A 19008-nucleotide genomic window follows, 5' to 3' on the forward strand; every position below is an offset into this window, starting at 1 on the left:
CCGCCGTTCGACGCGGCACCGCGCCCGGCCCTGCGCGCTCGGTCTGCCGTGCCCGGCCCACCGTGTCCGGCCTGCTGCGCCTGGCGTCCCGCCCTCCGTGTCCGGCCCGCCGTGCCCGGTCCACCGCGCCGGGTCCGCCCTGCCCAGGCCCCGGCGCCCGGGGCAGGCCGGGAGATCCGGTCGGCCGTCGGCGCAGAATGACCGTATGACTGGATCGGCGGAGCGGGCGCGGCACTGGACCTACACCGAGCTGCCCGGCGTCGACCTGCTGCGGGCCCGCTACGTCCGCAAGACGTTCGCCCGGCACACCCACGAGCACTATGTGATGGCCGCCGTCACCGACGGCGTCGACGTGTTCCACCACACGGGTGCGGACCGGCACGCGGGCCCCGGGACGCTCGCCCTGATCAACCCCGACACCCCGCACACCGGCCGGGGCGGCGGCCCCGAGGGCTGGCGGTACGGTGCGGTGTACCCGGCGCCGGAACTGGTCGCCGCCATCGCCGCGGAGACGACCGCCATCCGCGGCACCCCCGGCTTCATCGACCCCGTCTTCGCGGACTCCTACGCCGTGGCCCTCGTCCACCAGGTGCTGCGCGCCGCCGAAGAGGGCAACGCGCTGGCCGCCGACACGGTCCTGCGGCTCGCCGTGACGCGGCTGCTGCGGCACAACGGCGGTGCCCGGCCCGAGCGCACCGTGCGCTCGGCGGGTGAGCGCGTAGCGGCACGCGCGCGTGCCGTGCTGGAGGAGCGCCTCACCGACCCGCCCACCCTGGAGCGGCTCGCCACCGGTCTCGGTGTCAGCCCCTTCGCCCTGCTGCGCGCCTTCCGCGAGGCGTACGGCATGCCACCGCACGCCTGGCTCACGGACGCGCGCGTGCGCCGCGCCCGGCATCTCCTGGACGCCGGGACGACGCCCGCCGAGGCCGCCGCCGCCGTCGGCTTCACCGACCAGCCGCACCTCAACCGCCACTTCACCCGCATCGTCGGCGTGCCCCCAGGTGCGTACCAACGGGAGCGCAAGAACGTACAAGACCGACCCGCCAGGCCCCTCGTAGCGTCTCCGGCGTGGCAGAACGAACATCACCCGCGGAACGGACAGCCTCCGCGGACATACGCGAAACCCCCACCGCTTCCACAGCCCCCACGGAGTCGAAGGACCGGGAGGGCCGACCGGACTCCGCCGTCGTCCGCGACGCCCTCGGTGTCGGCGTGGCGGTCGGCCTCTCCGGGTTCGCCTTCGGCGTGACCTCGGCGGGGAGCGGCCTCACCGTGCTGCAGACCTGTGCGCTCAGCCTCCTGGTGTTCACCGGAGCCTCACAGTTCGCCCTGGTGGGCGCGCTCGCCGGAGGCGGCAGCCCGTTCACCGCGGCGGCCGGCGCGTTCTTCCTCGGCGTACGCAACGCGTTCTACGGGCTGCGGCTCTCCCAGCTCCTGGCGCTCCCGCGCGCGGTGCGGCCGTTCGCGGCCCACTGGGTGATCGACGAGACTACGGCCGTCTCCCTCGCCCAGCCCGGGCGGCGCAGCGCCCGCCTCGGCTTCACCGTCACCGGTCTGAGCCTGTACACCCTGTGGAACCTCACCACCCTGGGTGGTGCGGTAGGTGCCGAGGCCATCGGGGACACCGACACCTGGGGGCTCGACGCCGCGGGCCCCGCCGTCTTCCTCGCACTGCTGGCACCGATGCTGCGAACCACACAGGAGCGTGCGGTCGCCGCTGTCGCGGTCCTCCTGGGGCTCGGGACCCTGCCCGTGCTCCCCGCAGGCGTGCCGGTCCTCATGGCCGCGCTGGCCGTGCCGGTCGTCCTCTACGGGGCGGGCCTACGGGCACGGAGCGGCACCCGGGCCGCGCAGGGGCGTCCCACAGCCGCTCGGTCCCACGAGGGAACACCGCCCACCGCGGCACAGGAGGACGACCGATGAGCGTCTGGATCGCCATCGCCGTGACCGCCGTGAGCTGCTACGCGGTCAAGCTCGCGGGCCTGCTGGTGCCCGCCGGGGCCCTGGAGCGGCCCCGCGTGCGGCGCGTGGCAGCCCTGCTCCCGGTGGCACTGCTGGCGGCGCTCACCGCACAGCAGGCCTTCGCCGACGGCCGGACCCTGGTGCTCGACGCCAAGGCCGCGGGACTCGCGGCGGCGGCCGTGGCGCTGCTGCTGCGCGCGCCGTTCCTGGTCATCATCGCCGTGGCCGTCGTCGTCACGGCAGGCGTGCGGGCCCTCACAGGGTGACCCGACCGAGCCGGGCCCCTCCGGGTGCGTCTCAGCCGATCTGGCGGCCGTACGCGTGCAGGGTGCGCAGGGCCTCGATGGTCACGATCGGCCGCCACTCCAGGGCGGTGCCCGGGGCCCATTGCCGCCACCGGACGGGCCACCCGCCGTCCTCCTGCTGGTCGTGCGTCAGGAAGTCCAGGGAGCGCGCCATCTCCTCGTCCGTGAACCAACTACGGGCCAGCGAGTCCGGCGTCTTCGCGTAGTCGTGCGCGAAGTGGTGCTCACCCGGCGCGTACCCAGGGGACACCGGGTACGCGTCGGCCCGCTCGGGCTCCAGGGCCACGAGGCGCTGCTCCCGCACCAGGCGGCCGAGCCGGTCCGCCGCCGCCTCCGCGCGCGGGCGGTCCGGCGCGCCGTCGAGGAAGGCGACCGCCGCCTGGATCTCGTACGGATGCGACTTCTCCAGCGACTCGACGGCCTGCCAGCAGAAGTCGGTGGCCCGGAACAGCCAGGCGTGCCAGACCTCGTTGCGGTGCAGCAGCCCTACCACGGGACCCGTGGCGAGCAGCTCGCTGGGCGGGTCGTCCACCACGGGCACGAAGGGCGCCAAGGGGTAGCCGCGCTGGCTGGGATGGATCGCGGGCAAGGCGCCCTCGGCCGTCGAGACCGAGGTCAGGTAGCGGCACACGCGCTCCACGCGCAGGCCGCCGCAGCGACCGATGGAGTCCAGCACCCGGAGGGCGTGTCCGGCGTGCAGGGGCTGGCTCACGGGCCCGCGCAGATCGGGTTCGAGCGCGTGGCCGTACCCGCCGTCCGCGTTGCCGTACGCGGCGAGCGCCGTCTCCACCGCGTCGGCGCCGTCGTCGCCACCCGCGCCGTCCGTGCCGTGCGCGCCGTTCAGGAAGTGGTACGCGAACCGTCGCTGTTCGAGGACGCGCGCGGTGAGCCAGACGAACTGCTCGGCGCGCGCGAGGGGGGAGGACGCGGCGTGCGAGGACGCTCCGTTTTCGGCCATGCTCCGACCGTAGGGCGCAAAGAGCCGACGACAAGCCCTCCGGGCCCGGCTGCACTCTCAGGGGCGCGATACTGGACGCATGCGGTTGACGGTCTTCTGGCAGCGAATGACGGCACACTTCGGCGCGGGGTACGCGGACTCCTTCGCGCGCGACCACGTGATGTCCGAGCTCGGCGGGCGGACGGTGCTGGAGGCACTGGACGCGGGCTGGGACGCGAAGGACGTCTGGCGCGCCGTGTGCACGGCCATGGACGTACCGGCCGACAGGCGCTGACCCGCGCGCGGAGGCGCGAGTGGGGCTTGCGGCACTGTCGCGCCTCGTACGGGCGCTGTCGACGTCCCGTACCGGAGCCGTCGACGTTCCGTACCGGAGTTGTCGGTGTGCCGTACCGGCGTCGTCGGTGGGTGCTCCGCGAGTCGTGTCCGGACGTCTCCCCGCACCAATGCCACCCCGGGCCGCGCGCAAGCCCCAGGCGGCCTTCCGGGGCTTCTCCGACCGCTCTGGGGGCACCCCCGTTCCGCTGCTGACCGCACCGTGCGCGAGCGCCGGACCGCTGAGAACAGGGGGCGGCGGCCGAAAGCCCACGGCGTGGGCGAGACTGGCACGGTGGCACCGAGAGACGACAGCGCGCAGAGCACTTCAGAGGCCGTGGCACCCCCCGGCACGACCCCGCCCGCCCAGCCCCCCGCAGGGGCCGAGCAGGGACGCGGCGCAGGCATGCCGCGCTGGCTGCCGCGAGCCATGGTGCTCGCGCTCGCGCTGGTCGCCTGCTTCCAGCTCGGGAGCTGGGCCTTCCACCAGCTCACCGGACTGCTGATCAACATCCTGATCGCGTTCTTCCTCGCGCTCGCCGTCGAGCCCGCCGTGAGCTGGATGGCGGCGCGCGGCCTGCGCAGGGGGCTGGCCACCGGCATCGTCTTCCTCGGCGTCATCGTCGCCAGTGCGGGCTTCGTCACGATGATGGGCTCGATGCTCGCGGGCCAGATCGTCGACATGGTCGAGGACTTCCCCGACTACCTGGACCGGGTCATCGGCTGGATCAACCAGAACTTCGACACGGACCTGTCCCGCGTCGAGGTCCAGGACAGCCTGATCCACTCCGACTGGCTGCAGAAGTACGCGCAGAACAGCGCGAGCGGCGTCCTGGACGTCTCGGCGCAGGTGCTCGGCGGCCTCTTCCGGCTCCTGACGATCCTGCTGTTCTCGTTCTACTTCGCCGCCGACGGTCCGCGGCTGCGGCGCGCGCTGTGCTCCGTGCTGCCGCCCGCCAAGCAGGCCGAGGTGCTGCGCGCGTGGGAGATCGCGGTCGACAAGACCGGCGGCTACCTGTACTCGCGCGGCCTGATGGCGCTGATCTCCGGGATCGCGCACTACATCCTGCTGCAGATCCTGGAGGTGCCCTACGCGCCCGCCCTCGCGGTGTGGGTGGGGCTGGTCTCCCAGTTCATCCCCACGATCGGCACCTACCTGGCGGGCGCCCTGCCGATGCTCATCGCCTTCACCGTGGACCCCTGGTACGCGCTGTGGGTGCTGGGCTTCGTGGTGATCTACCAGCAGTTCGAGAACTACGTCCTGCAGCCGAAGCTCACCGCCAAGAGCGTGGACATCCACCCGGCCGTGGCCTTCGGGTCGGTGATCGCGGGCACGGCGCTCCTCGGCGCGGTCGGCGCGCTGATCGCCATCCCGGCGGTGGCGACCCTCCAGGCCTTCCTGGGGGCGTACGTCAAGCGCTACGACGTCACGGACGACCCGCGGGTGCACGGACACCGCCGCCGCGGCGGCACGCCGCTGCTCACCCGGGTCCGGCGCGCGCTGAACCAGCCGCGCCGCGACGCCTGACGCGAGCAGCGCCCGGGCCTTCCGGACCTCCCGCGGGCCGGGGCCCCTGACGCCTGAAGCACGGGTTCCGCCGTCGCCGCGCTCGGCGGGCGGGCCCGCGTGGTGCGCTTGACAGCAAAATCGAACATCCATTCTGATGGGGGCTTCGGCGGCGATTTTCCGGGGGTTCGCGGGGGGATCCCCGGGCGCGCCGGTGGATTTCGGCGGGCCGCGGGCCGCGAGTTATCCACAGGCCGGACGGGCGTCGGGACGCATTGTCAGTGGCAGGCGCTAGCGTCTTTGACGTGAAGCGATCGACTCAAGCAAACCGGGTGGAACCCATGGCAGGAACCGACCGCGAGAAGGCGCTCGACGCCGCGCTCGCACAGATTGAACGGCAATTCGGCAAGGGCGCAGTGATGCGCATGGGCGAGCGGTCCCAGGAGCCCATCGAGGTCATCTCCACCGGCTCGACCGCGCTCGACGTCGCGCTCGGCGTCGGCGGCCTGCCGCGCGGCCGTGTGGTGGAGATCTACGGCCCGGAGTCCTCCGGTAAGACGACCCTCACCCTGCACGCCGTGGCCAACGCGCAGAAGGCCGGCGGCGCCGTCGCCTTCGTGGACGCGGAGCACGCCCTCGATCCGGAGTACGCGAAGAAGCTCGGCGTCGACATCGACAACCTCATCCTGTCCCAGCCGGACAACGGCGAGCAGGCGCTGGAGATCGTCGACATGCTGGTCCGTTCCGGCGCCCTCGACCTGATCGTCATCGACTCCGTGGCGGCCCTCGTGCCCCGCGCGGAGATCGAGGGCGAGATGGGTGACTCGCACGTGGGTCTGCAGGCCCGCCTGATGAGCCAGGCCCTGCGGAAGATCACCAGTGCGCTCAACCAGTCCAAGACCACCGCGATCTTCATCAACCAGCTCCGCGAGAAGATCGGTGTGATGTTCGGCTCCCCGGAGACCACGACCGGTGGCCGCGCGCTGAAGTTCTACGCCTCGGTGCGCATCGACATCCGCCGCATCGAGACCCTCAAGGACGGCACGGAGGCGGTCGGCAACCGCACCCGCTGCAAGGTCGTCAAGAACAAGGTGGCCCCGCCCTTCAAGCAGGCCGAGTTCGACATCCTCTACGGCCAGGGCATCAGCCGCGAGGGCGGCCTGATCGACATGGGCGTGGAGCACGGCTTCGTCCGCAAGGCCGGCGCCTGGTACACGTACGAGGGCGACCAGCTCGGCCAGGGCAAGGAGAACGCCCGCAACTTCCTGAAGGACAACCCCGACCTCGCCAACGAGATCGAGAAGAAGATCAAGGAGAAGCTGGGCGTCGGTGTCCGGCCCGACACCACCGAGGGCGAGCCCGGCGCGGACGCCGCGGCCGCGGCCCCGGCGGACGACGCCGCCAAGTCGGTGCCCGCCCCCGCGGTGAAGGCCACCAAGAAGGCCGCGGCGGCCAAGAGCTAGGCCGTGACGCGACGTACCGACTGGCCGGACCCCGCGGACCCGCCGAGGGGCGGCCGCGGGCACGGCGGCGCTCCGGACGGCGCGGGCGCCGCTGCCGACGGCCCGTGGAGCGGTGACCAGGAGGGCCGGAGCGGCCGCCGCCGTCGGGGGCGTGGTGCCTTCGGCGGCCACCAGGACAGCGGTTCCCCGTCCTCGTCGAGGGCCGAGGACGGGGAACCGCCGACGGGGGACCCGGCTGAGCGGGCGCGGGCCATCTGCCTGCGCCTGCTCACCGGGACACCTCGTACGCGCAAGCAGTTGGCCGACGCCTTGCGCAAGCGCGACATCCCCGACGAGGTGGCCGAGGAGGTGCTCTCCCGCTTCGAAGAGGTCGGGCTGATCAACGACGAGGCCTTCGCCGACGCCTGGGTCGAGTCCCGCCACCACGGCCGGGGCCTGGCCCGGCGGGCCCTGGCGCGCGAGCTGCGGACCAAGGGCGTGGACTCGGCGCTGATCGAGGAGGCCGTCGGCCAGCTCGACGCCGAGCAGGAGGAGGCCACCGCCCGCGAGCTCGTCGCGCGCAAGCTGCGCTCCACCCGGGGCCTCGACCGTGACAAGAGACTGCGCCGTCTCGCGGGGATGCTGGCCCGCAAGGGCTATCCGGAAGGAATGGCGCTGCGCGTGGTGCGCCAGGCACTGGAGGAAGAGGGAGAGGACACCGAAGACCTGGAGTATTGAGGGCCTGGACGGCTCCGGGCCGGACCCGGGCGGGGGCACCGGACCGGATGCTGAGCCTCCGGGGTGGGGTTAACCCCCTGGGGAAGACGCCTGGTCGCCGCAGTGCACAGGAACCTGTGCACAGACGACTGTGTACGCATGGTTCACGACCCAGGCAACCGCGGCGATGAGGGTGAGGCCTCCGCGCCCGGCGGCGACACCACGGATGAGACCGGCCACGCGGGGGCCGCCGCCCCAAGGGCCGCCGGCCCAGGGACGGCTGCCTCAAGGGCGGCTGCCTCAAGGACCGTCGTCTCCGGGGCCACCGACGCAGGGGGCACCGGCCCAGGGAGCGCTGCCGCAGGGACGGCTGGCTCAGGAACCGCGGCCCCGGGAGCCGCTGCCGCGGGGACCGCCGCTGCCGGTTTCGCCGAGGCCGCGCCCACAGACGTCGCGTCCGACGCCACCGCTTCGGCTGATGCCCTCGCTGCGGCCCATGCCACCGCGCCGGCCGACGCTGCCGCGGCCATGGAGACCGCCGCGTCCGCCGATGCCGGGCCCGCCGAGGCCGCCCCGTCCCTCAAGGCCGCTCCGTCCGCCGACGCCGCCTCCTTCCTCGATGCCGCCCCGTCCGCCGATGCCGCCTCCTTCCTCGATGCCGCCCCGTCCGCCGATGCCGCCGCGTCCGCCGATGCCGCCGCGCCCGACGCCGCCCCGTCCCTCGATGCCGCCCCGTCCGCCGATGCCGCCGCGTCCGCCGATGCCGCCGCGCCCGACCTCGTCCCCGGCCCCGAAGAGCTGCGCGACCTCCGCGTGCTCAAGGCGCTCGCGCAGCCCCGGCGGCAGCAGGTCCTGCAGCACCTCACCGTGCACGGGCCCGCCACATCCGCGACGCTGGCCCGGGCGTTGGGTCTCAACACCGGTGCGACCAGCTACCACTTGAGGGAACTCGCCCGGTACGGCTTCGTTGAGGAGGCCGGGGCGGACGGACACGGACACGGACACGGACACGGGCGCGAGCGCTGGTGGCGCGCGGTGCCCGGGGACCGCCGCTTTCCGCCGCGCAGCCGGCAGAACGCCGAGACGCGCCTCGTCATGGACGAGCTCAACCATCTCGCGTACGCCGCCGACCTGGAGCTCTTCGAGCAGCTCCAGCGCGAGGGCGGCCACGAGGGCGACGAATGGGCCGACGCCTTCCCCTACTCGCGCGGCACGATGCGGCTGACGGCGGCCGAACTGCGCGCGTTCTTCGAGGAGTACATCGCGCTCCTCAACCGCTACAAGCGCTCCGACGCCGACACCCCGCCCGGGGCCCGCACCGTCCTCACCCGGTTCCTGGCCTTCCCCGCCCCGGCCACCGCCCCGCTCGCCGCACCGGCAGCCGCCGAGGCGGCTGCTGAAGTGCCACCCGGTGCGCCGGACCCCGCCCCCGGGGCCTCGCCCTCCGCGGGCGCCTCCGACTCCGACAACCGCAAAGGGACCGAGACCTCATGATGCTGGGCTACGCGCTGCGGACCATCCGCGCCCGCAAGGGTGGCTTCCTGGGGGCCTTCGTCGCCTTGATGTGCGCCGCCGCGCTCATCACGGCCTGCGGCACCCTCCTGGAGACCGGACTGCGCGGCACCATCCGGACCGAGCGCTACGCCGCCGCCCCCGTGCTCGTCTCCGCCGACCAGAACGTGCACCGGACCACCGTCAAGCACAAGAAGGGCAAGACCAAGGTCAAGCACAAGGCGAAGCCGATAGCCGAACGGGCCTGGCTGCCGCGCGGCCTCGGGAAGCGGCTCGAAGGAGTGCCGGGCGTCGGCGCGGTCGTACCCGAACTCACGTTCATGGCCGAGCCGCTGACGCCCGGCGCCGGTGACGCCGACCGGCCCGCGTACGGGCACGCCTGGTCCTCGGCCGCGCTCACGCCCTTCAGGATCGTCGACGGCCGGGCCCCGCGCGCCGCCACCGACCTCGTCGTCGACCGCGGCCTCGCCGACCGCGCCCGCCTCGCGCCCGGGGACCGGCTCACCGTCCAGTCGACGCAGGCCCCGCGCACGTACCGCGTCACGGGCATCGCGGCTCCCGACGGCAACAGGGAAGCTCTGGCGCACCAGACCGCGCTCTTCTTCTCCGCCCGCGAGGCCGAGCGGCTCGCGGACCACCCCGGCCAGGTCACCGCCCTGGGTGTCCTGCCGGCCGAGGGCACCTCCGTCGACGCGCTCAAGACGGCGGTCAAGAAGGCGCTGCACGGCACGACCGCGCAGGTCAGCAGCGGTGACGGGAGAGGGCCCGTCGAATTCATCGACGCGGCGGGCGCGCGTGTGAAGCTCGTCAGCATGGGCGGCGCGATGGGAGGCACGTCGCTGCTCGTCGCCGTCCTCGTGGTCGTCGGCACCTTCGCCCTGTCCATCCAGCAGCGGCACCGGGAACTCGCCCTCCTGCGGGCCGTCGCCGCGACCCCCAAGCAGGTGCGCGCGCTCCTCGGACGCGAGGCCCTCCTCGTCGGTGCCGCCGCGGGCACGCTCGGCTCGCTGGCGGGAATCCCGCTCGGGGCGCTGCTGTACGGGGAGTTCGGGGACAGCGGGGTGGTTCCGGCGACGCTGGACCGCGTCGTGAGCGTCTTCCCGCCGCTCGCCGCCGTCGCCGCCACGGTGTGCGGCGCCTGGGCGGCCGCACGCCTCTCCGCCCGCCGCATCGCCCGCATCCGCCCGGGGGAGGCCCTGGCCGAGGCGCGCGTGGAGCGTACGCGGCCCTCCTGGGCGCGCGTCGTCGCGGGCCTGGTCTTCCTCGCGGGCGGTGTGGTGCTCGTGCTGGTCCTCAGCGTGCTGCGCACCGAGCCCGCCTCCACCCCCGTCACGTTCCTGGCCGTGGTGGTCCTGGCGGCCGCCGTCTCCCTCCTCGGCCCGCTCCTCGTCCGGGGCGCGGCGGCCCTGCTGGGACACCTGCTGCTGCGCCGCACGGGGCCGACCGGGCGGCTCGCGCACGCCAACCTCCGCGGCAACGCGGCCCGTATGGCCGCCGCCGTCACCCCGCTCGTCCTGCTCATCGGCATGACGTGCACGGTGCTCTTCGTCCAGCCCACGCTCACCGCCGCCGCCCGCGCGCAGGCGCGCGAGGGCGTCCGCGCGGACTGGACGCTCACCGCGCACGGCCCCGGCGTACCCGAGCAGGCCGCGCGGCAACTGCGGGCGGCCGACGGCGTCGGGGCGGTCACCGAGGTCGTCCGCACGACGGTGCGCGTCGGGCTCGACAAGTACCCGGCGCAGGGCGTGACCCCGGACGGCCTGACCCGCACCTGGGACCCGGACGTCACCGCGGGCACGCTGACGTCGTTCGGCGCGGGCGACGTCGCCGTCAGCGAGCTGGCCGCCGACCAGCTCGGCCTCGCACCGGGCAGCCGCCTCGCGCTCACGCTCGGCGACGGCACCCCGGCCACGCTGACGGTCCGCGCCGTCTACGCACGCGGGCTCGGCTTCGGTGACCTGACCATGGCGCACGACCTGGTCGCCCGCCACGTCGACAACCCGCTCGCCGCCACGGTCCTCGTCAAGAGCGACCGTACGAAGGAACAACTCGCGGCGGCCCTGGAGAAGTTCCCGCAGGTACGGGTGGAGTCCCCGGACGCCGTGGACCGGCTCCAGGCCGAGCGCGGGCAGTCGAGCGCCGACGTGAACCTCCTGGCCATGGGCCTGGTCCTGGCCTTCACCGCGATCGCCGTCGTCAACACGCTCGCGATGTCGGTCTCGGAGCGGGTACGGGAGTTCGCGCTGCTCCGGCTCGCGGGTGCCACGCGGCGCCAGGTACTGCGGATGCTGCGTGCCGAGGCGCTGTCGGTGCTGCTCATCGCGACGGCACTGGGCAGCGGTGTCGCCTTCGCCGTCCTGACCGCGTTCAGCGTGGGCATGACCGGTTCGGCGGCCCCGGTGGCCCTGCCGTTGCTGTACGCCGCGGTGGTCGCCGGCGCGGGACTGCTCGCCCTGGCCGCCACGGCGCTCCCGGGCCGCGCCGCACTGCGGCCCCTCCCGGTCACGATGACGACGGCCAAGGAGTGAGCCCCGGGGGCACAGGCCCCGGGAGTGCGCCGGGGAGCGGGACGCGGCTGTAAGGGGCGACACGCAATGGCGGTAGCCCCTTACAAACGAGAGATGCCGCCGCCGAGTTCACGGGCTGCTCAACCTCTCCCGCCACACTCGTGGTCTAGGTACTCGAGTGGTCCGTCCGCCGCGCATGCCGTGACGGAACGGCGCCCGCGACGGCCCCCGTACGGGCACGGCTCATGGCTGACCACGGATGACCCCAGACTCCCGGGAGTGCGGAAATGACGACGTCGACAACGGTACGGAAGAGAGCGAAGGCCGGCGTGGTGGGTCTCGCGGCGGCCGCACTGGCGGGCACCGCCTTCACGCCCCCGCCGAGGCGTCACCGGACCCGGCCCCCACGACCGGCCACCACCGGGCGACGCAGCGGGCCATGGACGCGGCCGTGCAGGCGGGGGTCCCCGGCATCACGGCCCAGGCCCGGGACGCCAACGGCGTCTGGAAGGCGGCGTCCGGCGTGGGCAACCTGAAGACGGGCCAGCCGCGCGGCAAGCACGACCGGTTCCGGGTCGGCAGCATCACCAAGACGTTCGTCGCGACGGTCCTCCTCCAGATGGAGGCCGAAGGACGGCTCGATCTCGACGACAAGGTGGAGCGCCACCTGCCCGGCATGGTGCGGGGCAACGGCAACGACGGCCGCAAGATCAGCGTACGGCAGCTCCTGAACCACACCAGCGGCCTGTTCGACTACCTCTCCGACAAGAAGTACAGCAGGACGTACCTGGAGGGCGACGGCTACCTCCGCCACCGCTACGACACGCTGCCGCCCCGGAAGCACGTGCAGGTGGCCCTCTCCCACAAGCCGAACTTCCGCCCCGGCACCGGCTTCTCGTACTCCAACACCAACTACGTGCTCGCCGGACTGATCATCGAGAAGGTCGGCAAGAGGACCTACGAGAAGGAGGTCCACGAGCGCATCATCAAGCCCCTGGGGCTGAAGGAGACGTCCAACCCCGGCAACGGCGTCCACCTGCCCCGACCGAGCAGCCGCGGCTACGCCAAGCTCTTCAGGACGCAGCCGAACCGGATCGACGACATCACCGAGATGAACGGTTCGCAAGGCTGGGCCGACGGCGACATCATCTCCAGCGCGGGCGACCTCACCCGCTTCTACCGTGCCCTGATGCGCGGGAAGCTGCTGCCGCCGCGGCAGTTGAAGGCCATGAAGACCACCGTCAACGACCCGGAGAGCACCGGTTTCGCCTACGGCCTCGGCCTCGGGAAGCTCACGACGAGCTGCGGCACCACCCTCTGGGGTCACGCCGGAGGCATGGTGGGGTGGCTCTCCATGGCCGTCACTACCGAGGACGGCCGCCACCAGCTCGCCTACAACTACAACGGCGACTGGGTGGAGGACCTTTCCCCGATCATGAATGCCGAGTACTGCGGTACGTCGTCCCGCTCACGCTGAGCCCGCGTACGCGGGGTCCGTTCACGCAGAGTCCGCTCACGCTGAGCCCCGTTCACGCTGAACCGCGTGCGCTGAACCCCGCGCGTGTGCGCACCCCCGGCCGGACGCCGGGGGTGCGTACGCGTTCACGCGGACACCGGGTACCCGGCCGCCTTCCACGCCTGGAAGCCGCCGATGAGGTCGGTCGCGTGGCGCAGGCCGAGCTGGCGCAGGGAGTGGGCCGCGAGGCTCGACGCGTAGCCCTCGTTGCAGACGACGACGATCCGCAGGTCGTGGCTGTCCGCCTGCGGAGCGCGGTGGCTGCCCTGGGGGTCGAGGCGCCACTCCAGCTCGTTGCGCTCGACGACCAGTGCCCCCGGGATCAGGCCGTCGCGGTCGCGCAGGGCCGCGTACCGGATGTCGACAAGCAGGCCTCCCGTGCGGCCGATCTCGTACGCCTGCCGCGGTGTGACCCGGTCGAGCCCGTCCCGTACCCGTTCCAGCAACTCGTCTATGCCCACGGGGGCGAGCGGCTCCGCCGTGATCAGCGGGGGCGCGGTCACCCCCGTGATGCCGTTCAGCTCCAGACCCGCGCTCACTGCCAGTCCTCCGGACGCTCGACGTGCTCCAGACGTAGCACGTCGCCGGTGCGGCTGTAGCGGCGGATCCGCGGAAGTGGCGGGTAATAGGCGTGCACGGAGACGGCGTGGTCCGTGCGCGACTGGTTGAACACCTCGTGCACGTGGTTACGGCCGAACGCTCGCCCCCGTCCGGCGGGCAGCAGCCGTTCGCGGTCGATGCCTTCGGTGAGTTCCAGGGTCTTCCAGCCGTCGGTGGGCAGCCGCGCGGCGAGGCAGTTCTCCTTGAGGGTGCCCAAGGCGGTGGTGAAGGCGCCGACCGACTCGGCGTGGTCGTGCCAGCCGGTGCCGGTGCCGGGCGGCCAGCCGATCAGCCAGGCCTCGCTGCCGCCCGGGCCGTCGAGGCGCACCCAGGTGCGGCCCTGCGGGTCGAGGGGGAGGGAGGCGACGAGGTCGGCGTCGGCGGCGGTGCGCCGCACGAAGTCGAGCAGCTCGGCCGAGGTGGGCGCGGGCGCGCGGGAGCCTGCGGGGGAGGGCAGGGAGGGAGGGGAGGGAGGGGAGGGGCGGGAAGCGGATCCGGAGACAGGCGCAGACATGGTGGACCGTCCAGTGAGTTCGCGTGAGGGCGCGCCGGAACCGGGCGCGCGAGAAGAAGGAGAAGGCGAAGTCAGATGGACGTGTGACACACGCAGCCCGCGTAGCGGACAAGGTCCATGTGGACCCTCCGCCACAAGCGGACAGCGGTGTCGGTCATGATCCGGAGTAGACCATGACCGTAGGGCGCGGTCAACTCGAATTCCCCGTGTGGGCGAGCGTGCTCGCGACTCAACTGCCCTTGTCTCCAGGGGCGGGGCGGGTTCCGCGGTGCGGGGCGGATGCGCGCGCGGACCTGCGCGGAGAGGCGCTGTCGCGCCCGCCCGACGCGCCCGCGCCGGGCCCGGCCGCCTCCGCGCCGGTCGCCCCGGAGGGCCCGGACGCCCCGGACGTCCCGGACGGGCTCTTCCGGGACTCGACCCGGCCTGTGGATCCGGGCGGGCCTGCGGACTCGCGCGCGGCGGTGGGTCCGCTCGCGCCCGTGGACCCTCCCGGCCTCGCGGGCGCCGTGCCTGCTGTGGGCTCTCCCGTTTTCTCGGACGCGGCCGCGCCGGGGGCGGACCCGCGCGCTCCCGAGGAGGATCCATTCGCCCCGGAAGCGGCGGACCCGCTGGCTCCGGCCGCAGGCCCGTTCGTCCCCGCGGCGGGCCCGCTCGCCCCGGAGGAGGCCCCACCCGCTACGGAGGAGGCCCCACCCGCTCCGGGAGCAGCGCTTCCACGCCCCTTCTTGGCGGTTCCGCCGCGCCCCCCGCGCCCCTTCGCCGGGGTCTCCGGCGGCGCCGCCCGGCCGAGGGCCGCCTCCGTGGCCGCGTACAGCTCCGCGGGCCGTACGCCGCTCAGCGCGGTGACCAGATGCCCGTCAGGCCGTACGAGCAGCACCGTGTGCGCGGCCGCGCCGGGGTAGCTCTCGGCGACGAGCAGTTCGGCGGGGCACGGCAGGGCGGAGACCGCCGCCGCGAGGCGGGGCATGATCCCGGCCGTCATCCAGTGCCGCCGGTCCCACACGAGGGTGCCCGGGGCCACGAGGACGACGAGGAACTGGCTGAGGCCGAGGCGGCCCCGCAGCCGTACGTAGGAGCCGTCGGGGGCCGTCACCCCCACATCGACGACCGGAGCGCCCGGCTCCGTGGCCACCTCCACGGTCGAGTCCGAAGGCCCGGGCGTCAGGGGGGAATGGGTGTGCGCCGCCGGCGCGCCGAGCTGGCCGCACCCCACATGCCCGTCCGTGAGCAGCGTTTCCTGGCCGCGCGCGGCCCCGGGGACGTACGCGCGCAGCCCACCGCCTCCGCGGAGCGCGGGCAGCGCCTGGTCGGCGGCGCGCAGGCGCGTGGCGACGGCGGCGCGCCGCTCCACCTGGTAGCTGTCGAGCAGTGCGCCCCCCGCGCCGTGGTGCCAGGCGTGGGCCAGCTTCCACGCGAGGTTGTCCGCGTCCCGCAAACCCTCGTCCAGGCCCTGCGTACCGAGGGTGCCGAGGAGGTGGGCGGCGTCTCCGGCCAGGAAGCAGCGACCGGCCCGCCAGCGGCGGGCGAGCCGGTGGTGGACCGTGTGGACGCCGGTGTCCAGGAGCTCGTACGGCGGTGTGGACGAGCCCCCGCACCAGCCCGCGAGGGTCTCGCGGAGGCGGGCCAGGAGGGCGTCGGGGGTGACCAGGTCGCCGCGCGGGGGCAGCAGCCAGTCGATCCGCCACAGGCCGCCCGCCAGGGGGCGCGCCGTCACCTCGGTCCCCGCGCGCGGCCACGGAGGGTTACGGTGCAGCAACGCTTCGCCTGGCCACGGGAGTTCCGCCCGGAGGACGGCGACCGCGTGCCGCTCGACCGCCGTGCGCCCCGGGAAGCGGATGTCGAGCAGTTTGCGGACCGTCGACCGTGGCCCGTCGCAGCCGATCAGATAACTCCCTCGCCACCAGGCATCCTTGTGCCCCCGGGTATGGGCCGTGACCCCTGAGGCGTCCTGGTCCAGGGCGTCCAGCTTGCTCTCCACGGCGACCTTCACGAGCCGCTCGTCGGCGATGGCGTCGCGCAGCGCACCGGTCAGCACGTGCTGGGGCACGTGCAACGGCGACGGCAGCTCGTCACTGAACGTGAGCTGCCGGGTCACCTGCTTCCGCCGCATCGACCGCCACCCGCTCCACCGCGCGCCCGTGGTCACACCGCCGAAGGAGCCGCCGGCGAGACGCTCGACGAGCGCGGCGGTGTCCTCCCGCAGCACGGCGGTCCGCGCGGGGCGCTGCTCGTCCTTGCCGGGCCCCTCGTCGAGGACGACGGTGGGGACGGAGTGCCGGGCGAGAGCCAGGGCCAGGGTGAGGCCCACGGGGCCCGCGCCTGCGACGATCACCGGGTCCACGGCGTACGGCCTCCTGCCAGGACGGCTTGCGAGCGCCGGACGTACGTACAGGAAATGGCAGTTGAAACCCGGTGCACGATCACAGAACGTATGCAACCCACTGCCGGTGCTTGCGTCAAGCGACGAAGGCAGTGGCGTGGCCGCCACTGCCTTCGTTCTTACGGATCATCGGGTGAGTGCCCGTCCTGCCCGTCGGGGGACGTGTGCACGTGGACGCGTCAGTCGGTCCCTTCCGCCGGTCTGCGGATCGTGACACCCGTCAGTGCTCGGCTCCCGTCGCCTGGGTACCGGCCACGGCCGCCACCGGTACCACCGCACCCGTGGACTTCTTCCCGCGCCGCAGCCGTCCCTCCAGCCAGGAGGCGAACGTCGTGAGGATGAAGTTGATGACCACGAAGATCAACGCCACGATGGTGAAGCAGGCGATGGTGTTGGCACCGTACGCGGCGCTCATCGGCCGCACCGAGGCGAGCAGCTCGGAGAAGGTGAGCATCGCGCCGCCGAGCGCGGTGTCCTTCACGATGACCACGAGCTGGCTGACGATCGCCGGCAGCATCGCGGTGACCGACTGCGGCAGGAGCACGGAACGCATCGTCTGCCCCTTGCGCAGGCCGATGGCCATGGCTGCCTCGGACTGGCCCTTGGGCAGGGACAGGATGCCCGCCCGGACGATCTCGGCCAGTACCGACGCGTTGTAGAGCACGAGTCCGGTGACCACCGCGTACAGGGGGCGGTCCTCCGAGCTGACGTCGGTGAACTCGGCGAGCGCCGCGTTCGCGAAGACCATCAGGATCAGTACGGGAATGGCGCGGAAGAATTCCACGACCGCCCCGGAGGGCCACCGCACCCACGCGTGGTCGGAGAGCCGGGCGATACCGAAGACCGCCCCCAGCGGCAGGGCGATGAGCATCGCGAAGGCGGCCGCGGTCAGGGTGTTCTCAAGACCCGGCCATATGTAGGTCTCCCAGGGGCGCGAGTCGGTGAAGAACGGCTTCCACTTGACCCATTCAAGCTGGTTCTTCTCGTCCAGCTTGGTGTAGACCCAGTAGGCGGCGGCGGCCAGCACGACCAGGAAGCCGATCGAGTACAGAATGTTGCGCCGTTTGGCGCGGGGACCCGGAGCGTCGTACAGAACGGAGGTCATCGCTTCACCGCCACCTTCTTGCTCACCCAGCCGAGGATCAGACCGGTGGGCAGGGTGAGGCAGATGTATCCGAACGCGAAGACGGCTCCGATAAGGATGAGCTGGGCCTCGTTCTCGATCATTTCCCTCATGAGGAGCGCGGCTTCGGTGACACCGATCGCCGCCGCCACCGTCGTGTTCTTCGTCAGGGCGATCAGCACGTTGGCCAGCGGGCCGACGACCGAGCGGAACGCCTGCGGCAGGATCACCAGCGTCAGGACCTGGGTGAAGGAGAGCCCGATCGCGCGCGCCGCCTCCGCCTGGCCGACGGGCACCGTGTTGATGCCGGAGCGCAGGGCCTCACAGACGAACGCCGCGGTGTAGGCGGTCAGACCGAACACCGCCAACCGGAAGTTGATGGTGGTGAAGTCATCCGCGCCCATGTTGATGTTCAGCGTCTGGAAGAGGCCGAGCGAGGTGAAGACGATGATGACGGTCAGGGGGATGTTTCGGACCACGTTCACGTACGCCGTTCCGAAACCGCGCATCAGGGGCACCGGGCTCACACGCATGCCGGCCAGCAGCGTGCCCCATATCAAAGAGCCGACGGCGGAGAGGGCGGTGAGTTTCACCGTCGTCCAGAAAGCCGCCCACAGGTCGTAACCTTCAAGAAAGTCGAACACGATCTCCCGCGCTTCCGCGTATGTCTCAAGGGAGAGCGGGGCGTGCCGCTGGGAGCGGCACGCCCGTCACGCCCTTCCTCGCCGACGCTTTACTTGACGATGTCGCCGATCTGCGGCGCGGGCTCGTTCTTGTAGTTGGCCGGACCGAAGTGCTTCTTCACGGTCTCGTCCCACGCCTTGTCCTTGACCATCTTGGTCAGCGCGTCATTGATCTTCTTCTTGAGGTCGGAGCCCTTCTTGACGCCGATGCCGTAGTTCTCATTCGTCATCTTGAAACCGGCGAGCTTGAACTTGCCCTCGAACTCCTTCTGCGCGGCGTAACCGGCGAGGATCGAGTCGTCCGTGGTCAGCGCGTCGATGACCTTGTTCTGCAGACCGGTCAGGCACTCCGAGTAACCGCCGTACGTCTGCAGGTCGGCCTTCGGGGCGAGCTTCTTCTTGACGTTCTGCGCCGAGGTCGAGCCCGCGACCGAGCAGAGCTTCTTGTTGTTCAGGTCCTTCGGCGACTTGATCGACTTGTCGTCGGCACGGACCAGAATGTCCTGGTGCGCCAGCAGGTACGGCCCCGCGAAGTCGACCTTCTCCTCGCGCTCCGGCGTGATCGAGTACGTCGCGGCGATGAAGTCGACGTCACCGCGCTGGAGCATCGTCTCGCGGTCGGCGCTCTTGGCTTCCTTCCACTCGATGTCCCCCTCCTTGTAGCCCAGTTCCTTGGCGACATAGGTGGCGACATCGACGTCGAAGCCCTCGTACTTGCCGTCCGGCGTCTTCTGGCCGAGGCCCGGCTGGTCGAACTTGATGCCGATCGTGATCTTCTTGCCCCCGCCGGAGCCCTTGTCGTCCTTGTCGTCACCGCCGCACGCGGTGGCGGTGAGGGAGAGCGCGAGCAGGACCGAGGCTGCCGCGGTGACCTTGCGAACCTTCATGGTGAACATCCTTCGTGTCGGCGGAGGTTGGGGGAGACGCTGCCGGGCGTCCGGAGATGAGGGGCGCCCCTGCGGGCGGGGCG

The 19008-nt window shown here is 72.5% G+C and carries 17 protein-coding genes and 1 pseudogene; 10 read left to right on the forward strand and 8 right to left on the reverse strand.

Annotated elements, in window-relative coordinates:
* Positions 1-205: 205 nt before the first annotated feature.
* Genes IE330_RS00090 through IE330_RS00100 form a run of 3 tightly spaced genes read left to right on the forward strand, consistent with a single transcriptional unit; the run spans position 206 to position 2228 of the window.
* Positions 206-1249 carry a helix-turn-helix domain-containing protein gene (locus tag IE330_RS00090; protein WP_373314516.1) on the forward strand — a complete coding sequence of 348 codons (1044 nt, stop codon included), beginning with the start codon at positions 206-208 and terminating at the stop codon, positions 1247-1249.
* A complete protein-coding gene (locus IE330_RS00095) occupies positions 1213-1923 on the forward strand; it encodes an AzlC family ABC transporter permease (RefSeq protein ID WP_373314517.1) in 711 nt (236 codons plus the stop codon). Before IE330_RS00090 ends, IE330_RS00095 begins: the two co-directional genes overlap by 37 nt.
* Positions 1920-2228 carry an AzlD domain-containing protein gene (locus IE330_RS00100; protein ID WP_190133693.1) on the forward strand — a complete coding sequence of 103 codons (309 nt, stop codon included), beginning with the start codon at positions 1920-1922 and terminating at the stop codon, positions 2226-2228. Before IE330_RS00095 ends, IE330_RS00100 begins: the two co-directional genes overlap by 4 nt.
* A 31-nt stretch (positions 2229-2259) precedes the next feature.
* Here IE330_RS00100 and IE330_RS00105 read toward each other — a convergent pair whose 3' ends face one another.
* Entirely contained in the window at positions 2260-3225 is a 966-nt protein-coding gene (locus IE330_RS00105; RefSeq protein WP_190133694.1) for a hypothetical protein, read from the reverse strand.
* Between the two features lie 79 nt (positions 3226-3304).
* Between IE330_RS00105 and IE330_RS00110 the strand changes: the two genes are divergently transcribed.
* From IE330_RS00110 to IE330_RS00140, 7 genes are all read left to right on the forward strand, one after another.
* Positions 3305-3499 carry a DUF3046 domain-containing protein gene (locus IE330_RS00110; protein WP_190133695.1) on the forward strand — a complete coding sequence of 65 codons (195 nt, stop codon included), beginning with the start codon at positions 3305-3307 and terminating at the stop codon, positions 3497-3499.
* A 333-nt stretch (positions 3500-3832) separates the two neighbouring features.
* Positions 3833-5065: an AI-2E family transporter gene (locus IE330_RS00115; RefSeq protein WP_190133696.1), complete on the forward strand. Its 1233-nt coding sequence runs from the start codon at positions 3833-3835 to the stop codon at positions 5063-5065.
* 320 nt (positions 5066-5385) lie between these two features.
* On the forward strand, positions 5386-6507 hold the full coding sequence (recA, locus tag IE330_RS00120) for a recombinase RecA (RefSeq protein WP_190133697.1): 1122 nt from the start codon (positions 5386-5388) through the stop codon (positions 6505-6507).
* 3 nt (positions 6508-6510) lie between these two features.
* Positions 6511-7224, forward strand: a complete 714-nt coding sequence (gene recX / locus IE330_RS00125) for a recombination regulator RecX (protein ID WP_190133698.1) — start codon at positions 6511-6513, stop codon at positions 7222-7224.
* Positions 7225-7731: 507 nt separating this feature from the next.
* The gene (locus tag IE330_RS00130; RefSeq protein ID WP_229925223.1) at positions 7732-8697 is read left to right on the forward strand and encodes a winged helix-turn-helix domain-containing protein; all 966 of its coding nucleotides are present in this window, start codon (positions 7732-7734) and stop codon (positions 8695-8697) included.
* Positions 8694-11243 carry an FtsX-like permease family protein gene (locus IE330_RS00135; protein WP_190133699.1) on the forward strand — a complete coding sequence of 850 codons (2550 nt, stop codon included), beginning with the start codon at positions 8694-8696 and terminating at the stop codon, positions 11241-11243. Before IE330_RS00130 ends, IE330_RS00135 begins: the two co-directional genes overlap by 4 nt.
* A 418-nt stretch (positions 11244-11661) precedes the next feature.
* The gene (locus IE330_RS00140) at positions 11662-12699 is read left to right on the forward strand and encodes a serine hydrolase domain-containing protein (RefSeq protein ID WP_229925224.1); all 1038 of its coding nucleotides are present in this window, start codon (positions 11662-11664) and stop codon (positions 12697-12699) included.
* A gap of 125 nt (positions 12700-12824) precedes the next feature.
* Here the strand turns inward: IE330_RS00140 and IE330_RS00145 are convergent, their stop codons facing one another.
* The 7 genes and pseudogenes from IE330_RS00145 to IE330_RS00170 all read right to left on the reverse strand — a co-directional run bounded on the left by IE330_RS00145 (position 12825) and on the right by IE330_RS00170 (position 18925).
* The gene (locus IE330_RS00145) at positions 12825-13226 is read right to left on the reverse strand and encodes a rhodanese-like domain-containing protein (RefSeq protein WP_373314521.1); all 402 of its coding nucleotides are present in this window, start codon (positions 13224-13226) and stop codon (positions 12825-12827) included.
* A 47-nt stretch (positions 13227-13273) separates the two neighbouring features.
* Positions 13274-13852: a cupin domain-containing protein gene (locus IE330_RS00150; protein ID WP_190133702.1), complete on the reverse strand. Its 579-nt coding sequence runs from the start codon at positions 13850-13852 to the stop codon at positions 13274-13276.
* 71 nt (positions 13853-13923) lie between these two features.
* Complete coding sequence (locus IE330_RS39950; RefSeq protein WP_373314522.1) at positions 13924-14010, reverse strand: putative leader peptide; 87 nt, start codon at positions 14008-14010, stop codon at positions 13924-13926.
* A gap of 578 nt (positions 14011-14588) precedes the next feature.
* Positions 14589-16193 (reverse strand): annotated as a pseudogene (locus IE330_RS00155) (FAD-dependent monooxygenase); the annotation flags it as partial.
* A 259-nt stretch (positions 16194-16452) separates the two neighbouring features.
* Entirely contained in the window at positions 16453-17337 is an 885-nt protein-coding gene (locus tag IE330_RS00160; RefSeq protein ID WP_190133704.1) for an amino acid ABC transporter permease, read from the reverse strand.
* Positions 17334-17999: an amino acid ABC transporter permease gene (locus IE330_RS00165; RefSeq protein WP_190133705.1), complete on the reverse strand. Its 666-nt coding sequence runs from the start codon at positions 17997-17999 to the stop codon at positions 17334-17336. The genes IE330_RS00160 and IE330_RS00165 overlap by 4 nt, the downstream gene beginning before the upstream one ends.
* 89 nt (positions 18000-18088) lie before the next feature.
* On the reverse strand, positions 18089-18925 hold the full coding sequence (locus IE330_RS00170; RefSeq protein ID WP_190133706.1) for a glutamate ABC transporter substrate-binding protein: 837 nt from the start codon (positions 18923-18925) through the stop codon (positions 18089-18091).
* Positions 18926-19008 lie beyond the last annotated feature (83 nt).

The organism is Streptomyces longispororuber, assembly GCF_014656095.1.
GTDB classification, from domain to species: Bacteria; Actinomycetota; Actinomycetes; order Streptomycetales; family Streptomycetaceae; genus Streptomyces; species Streptomyces longispororuber.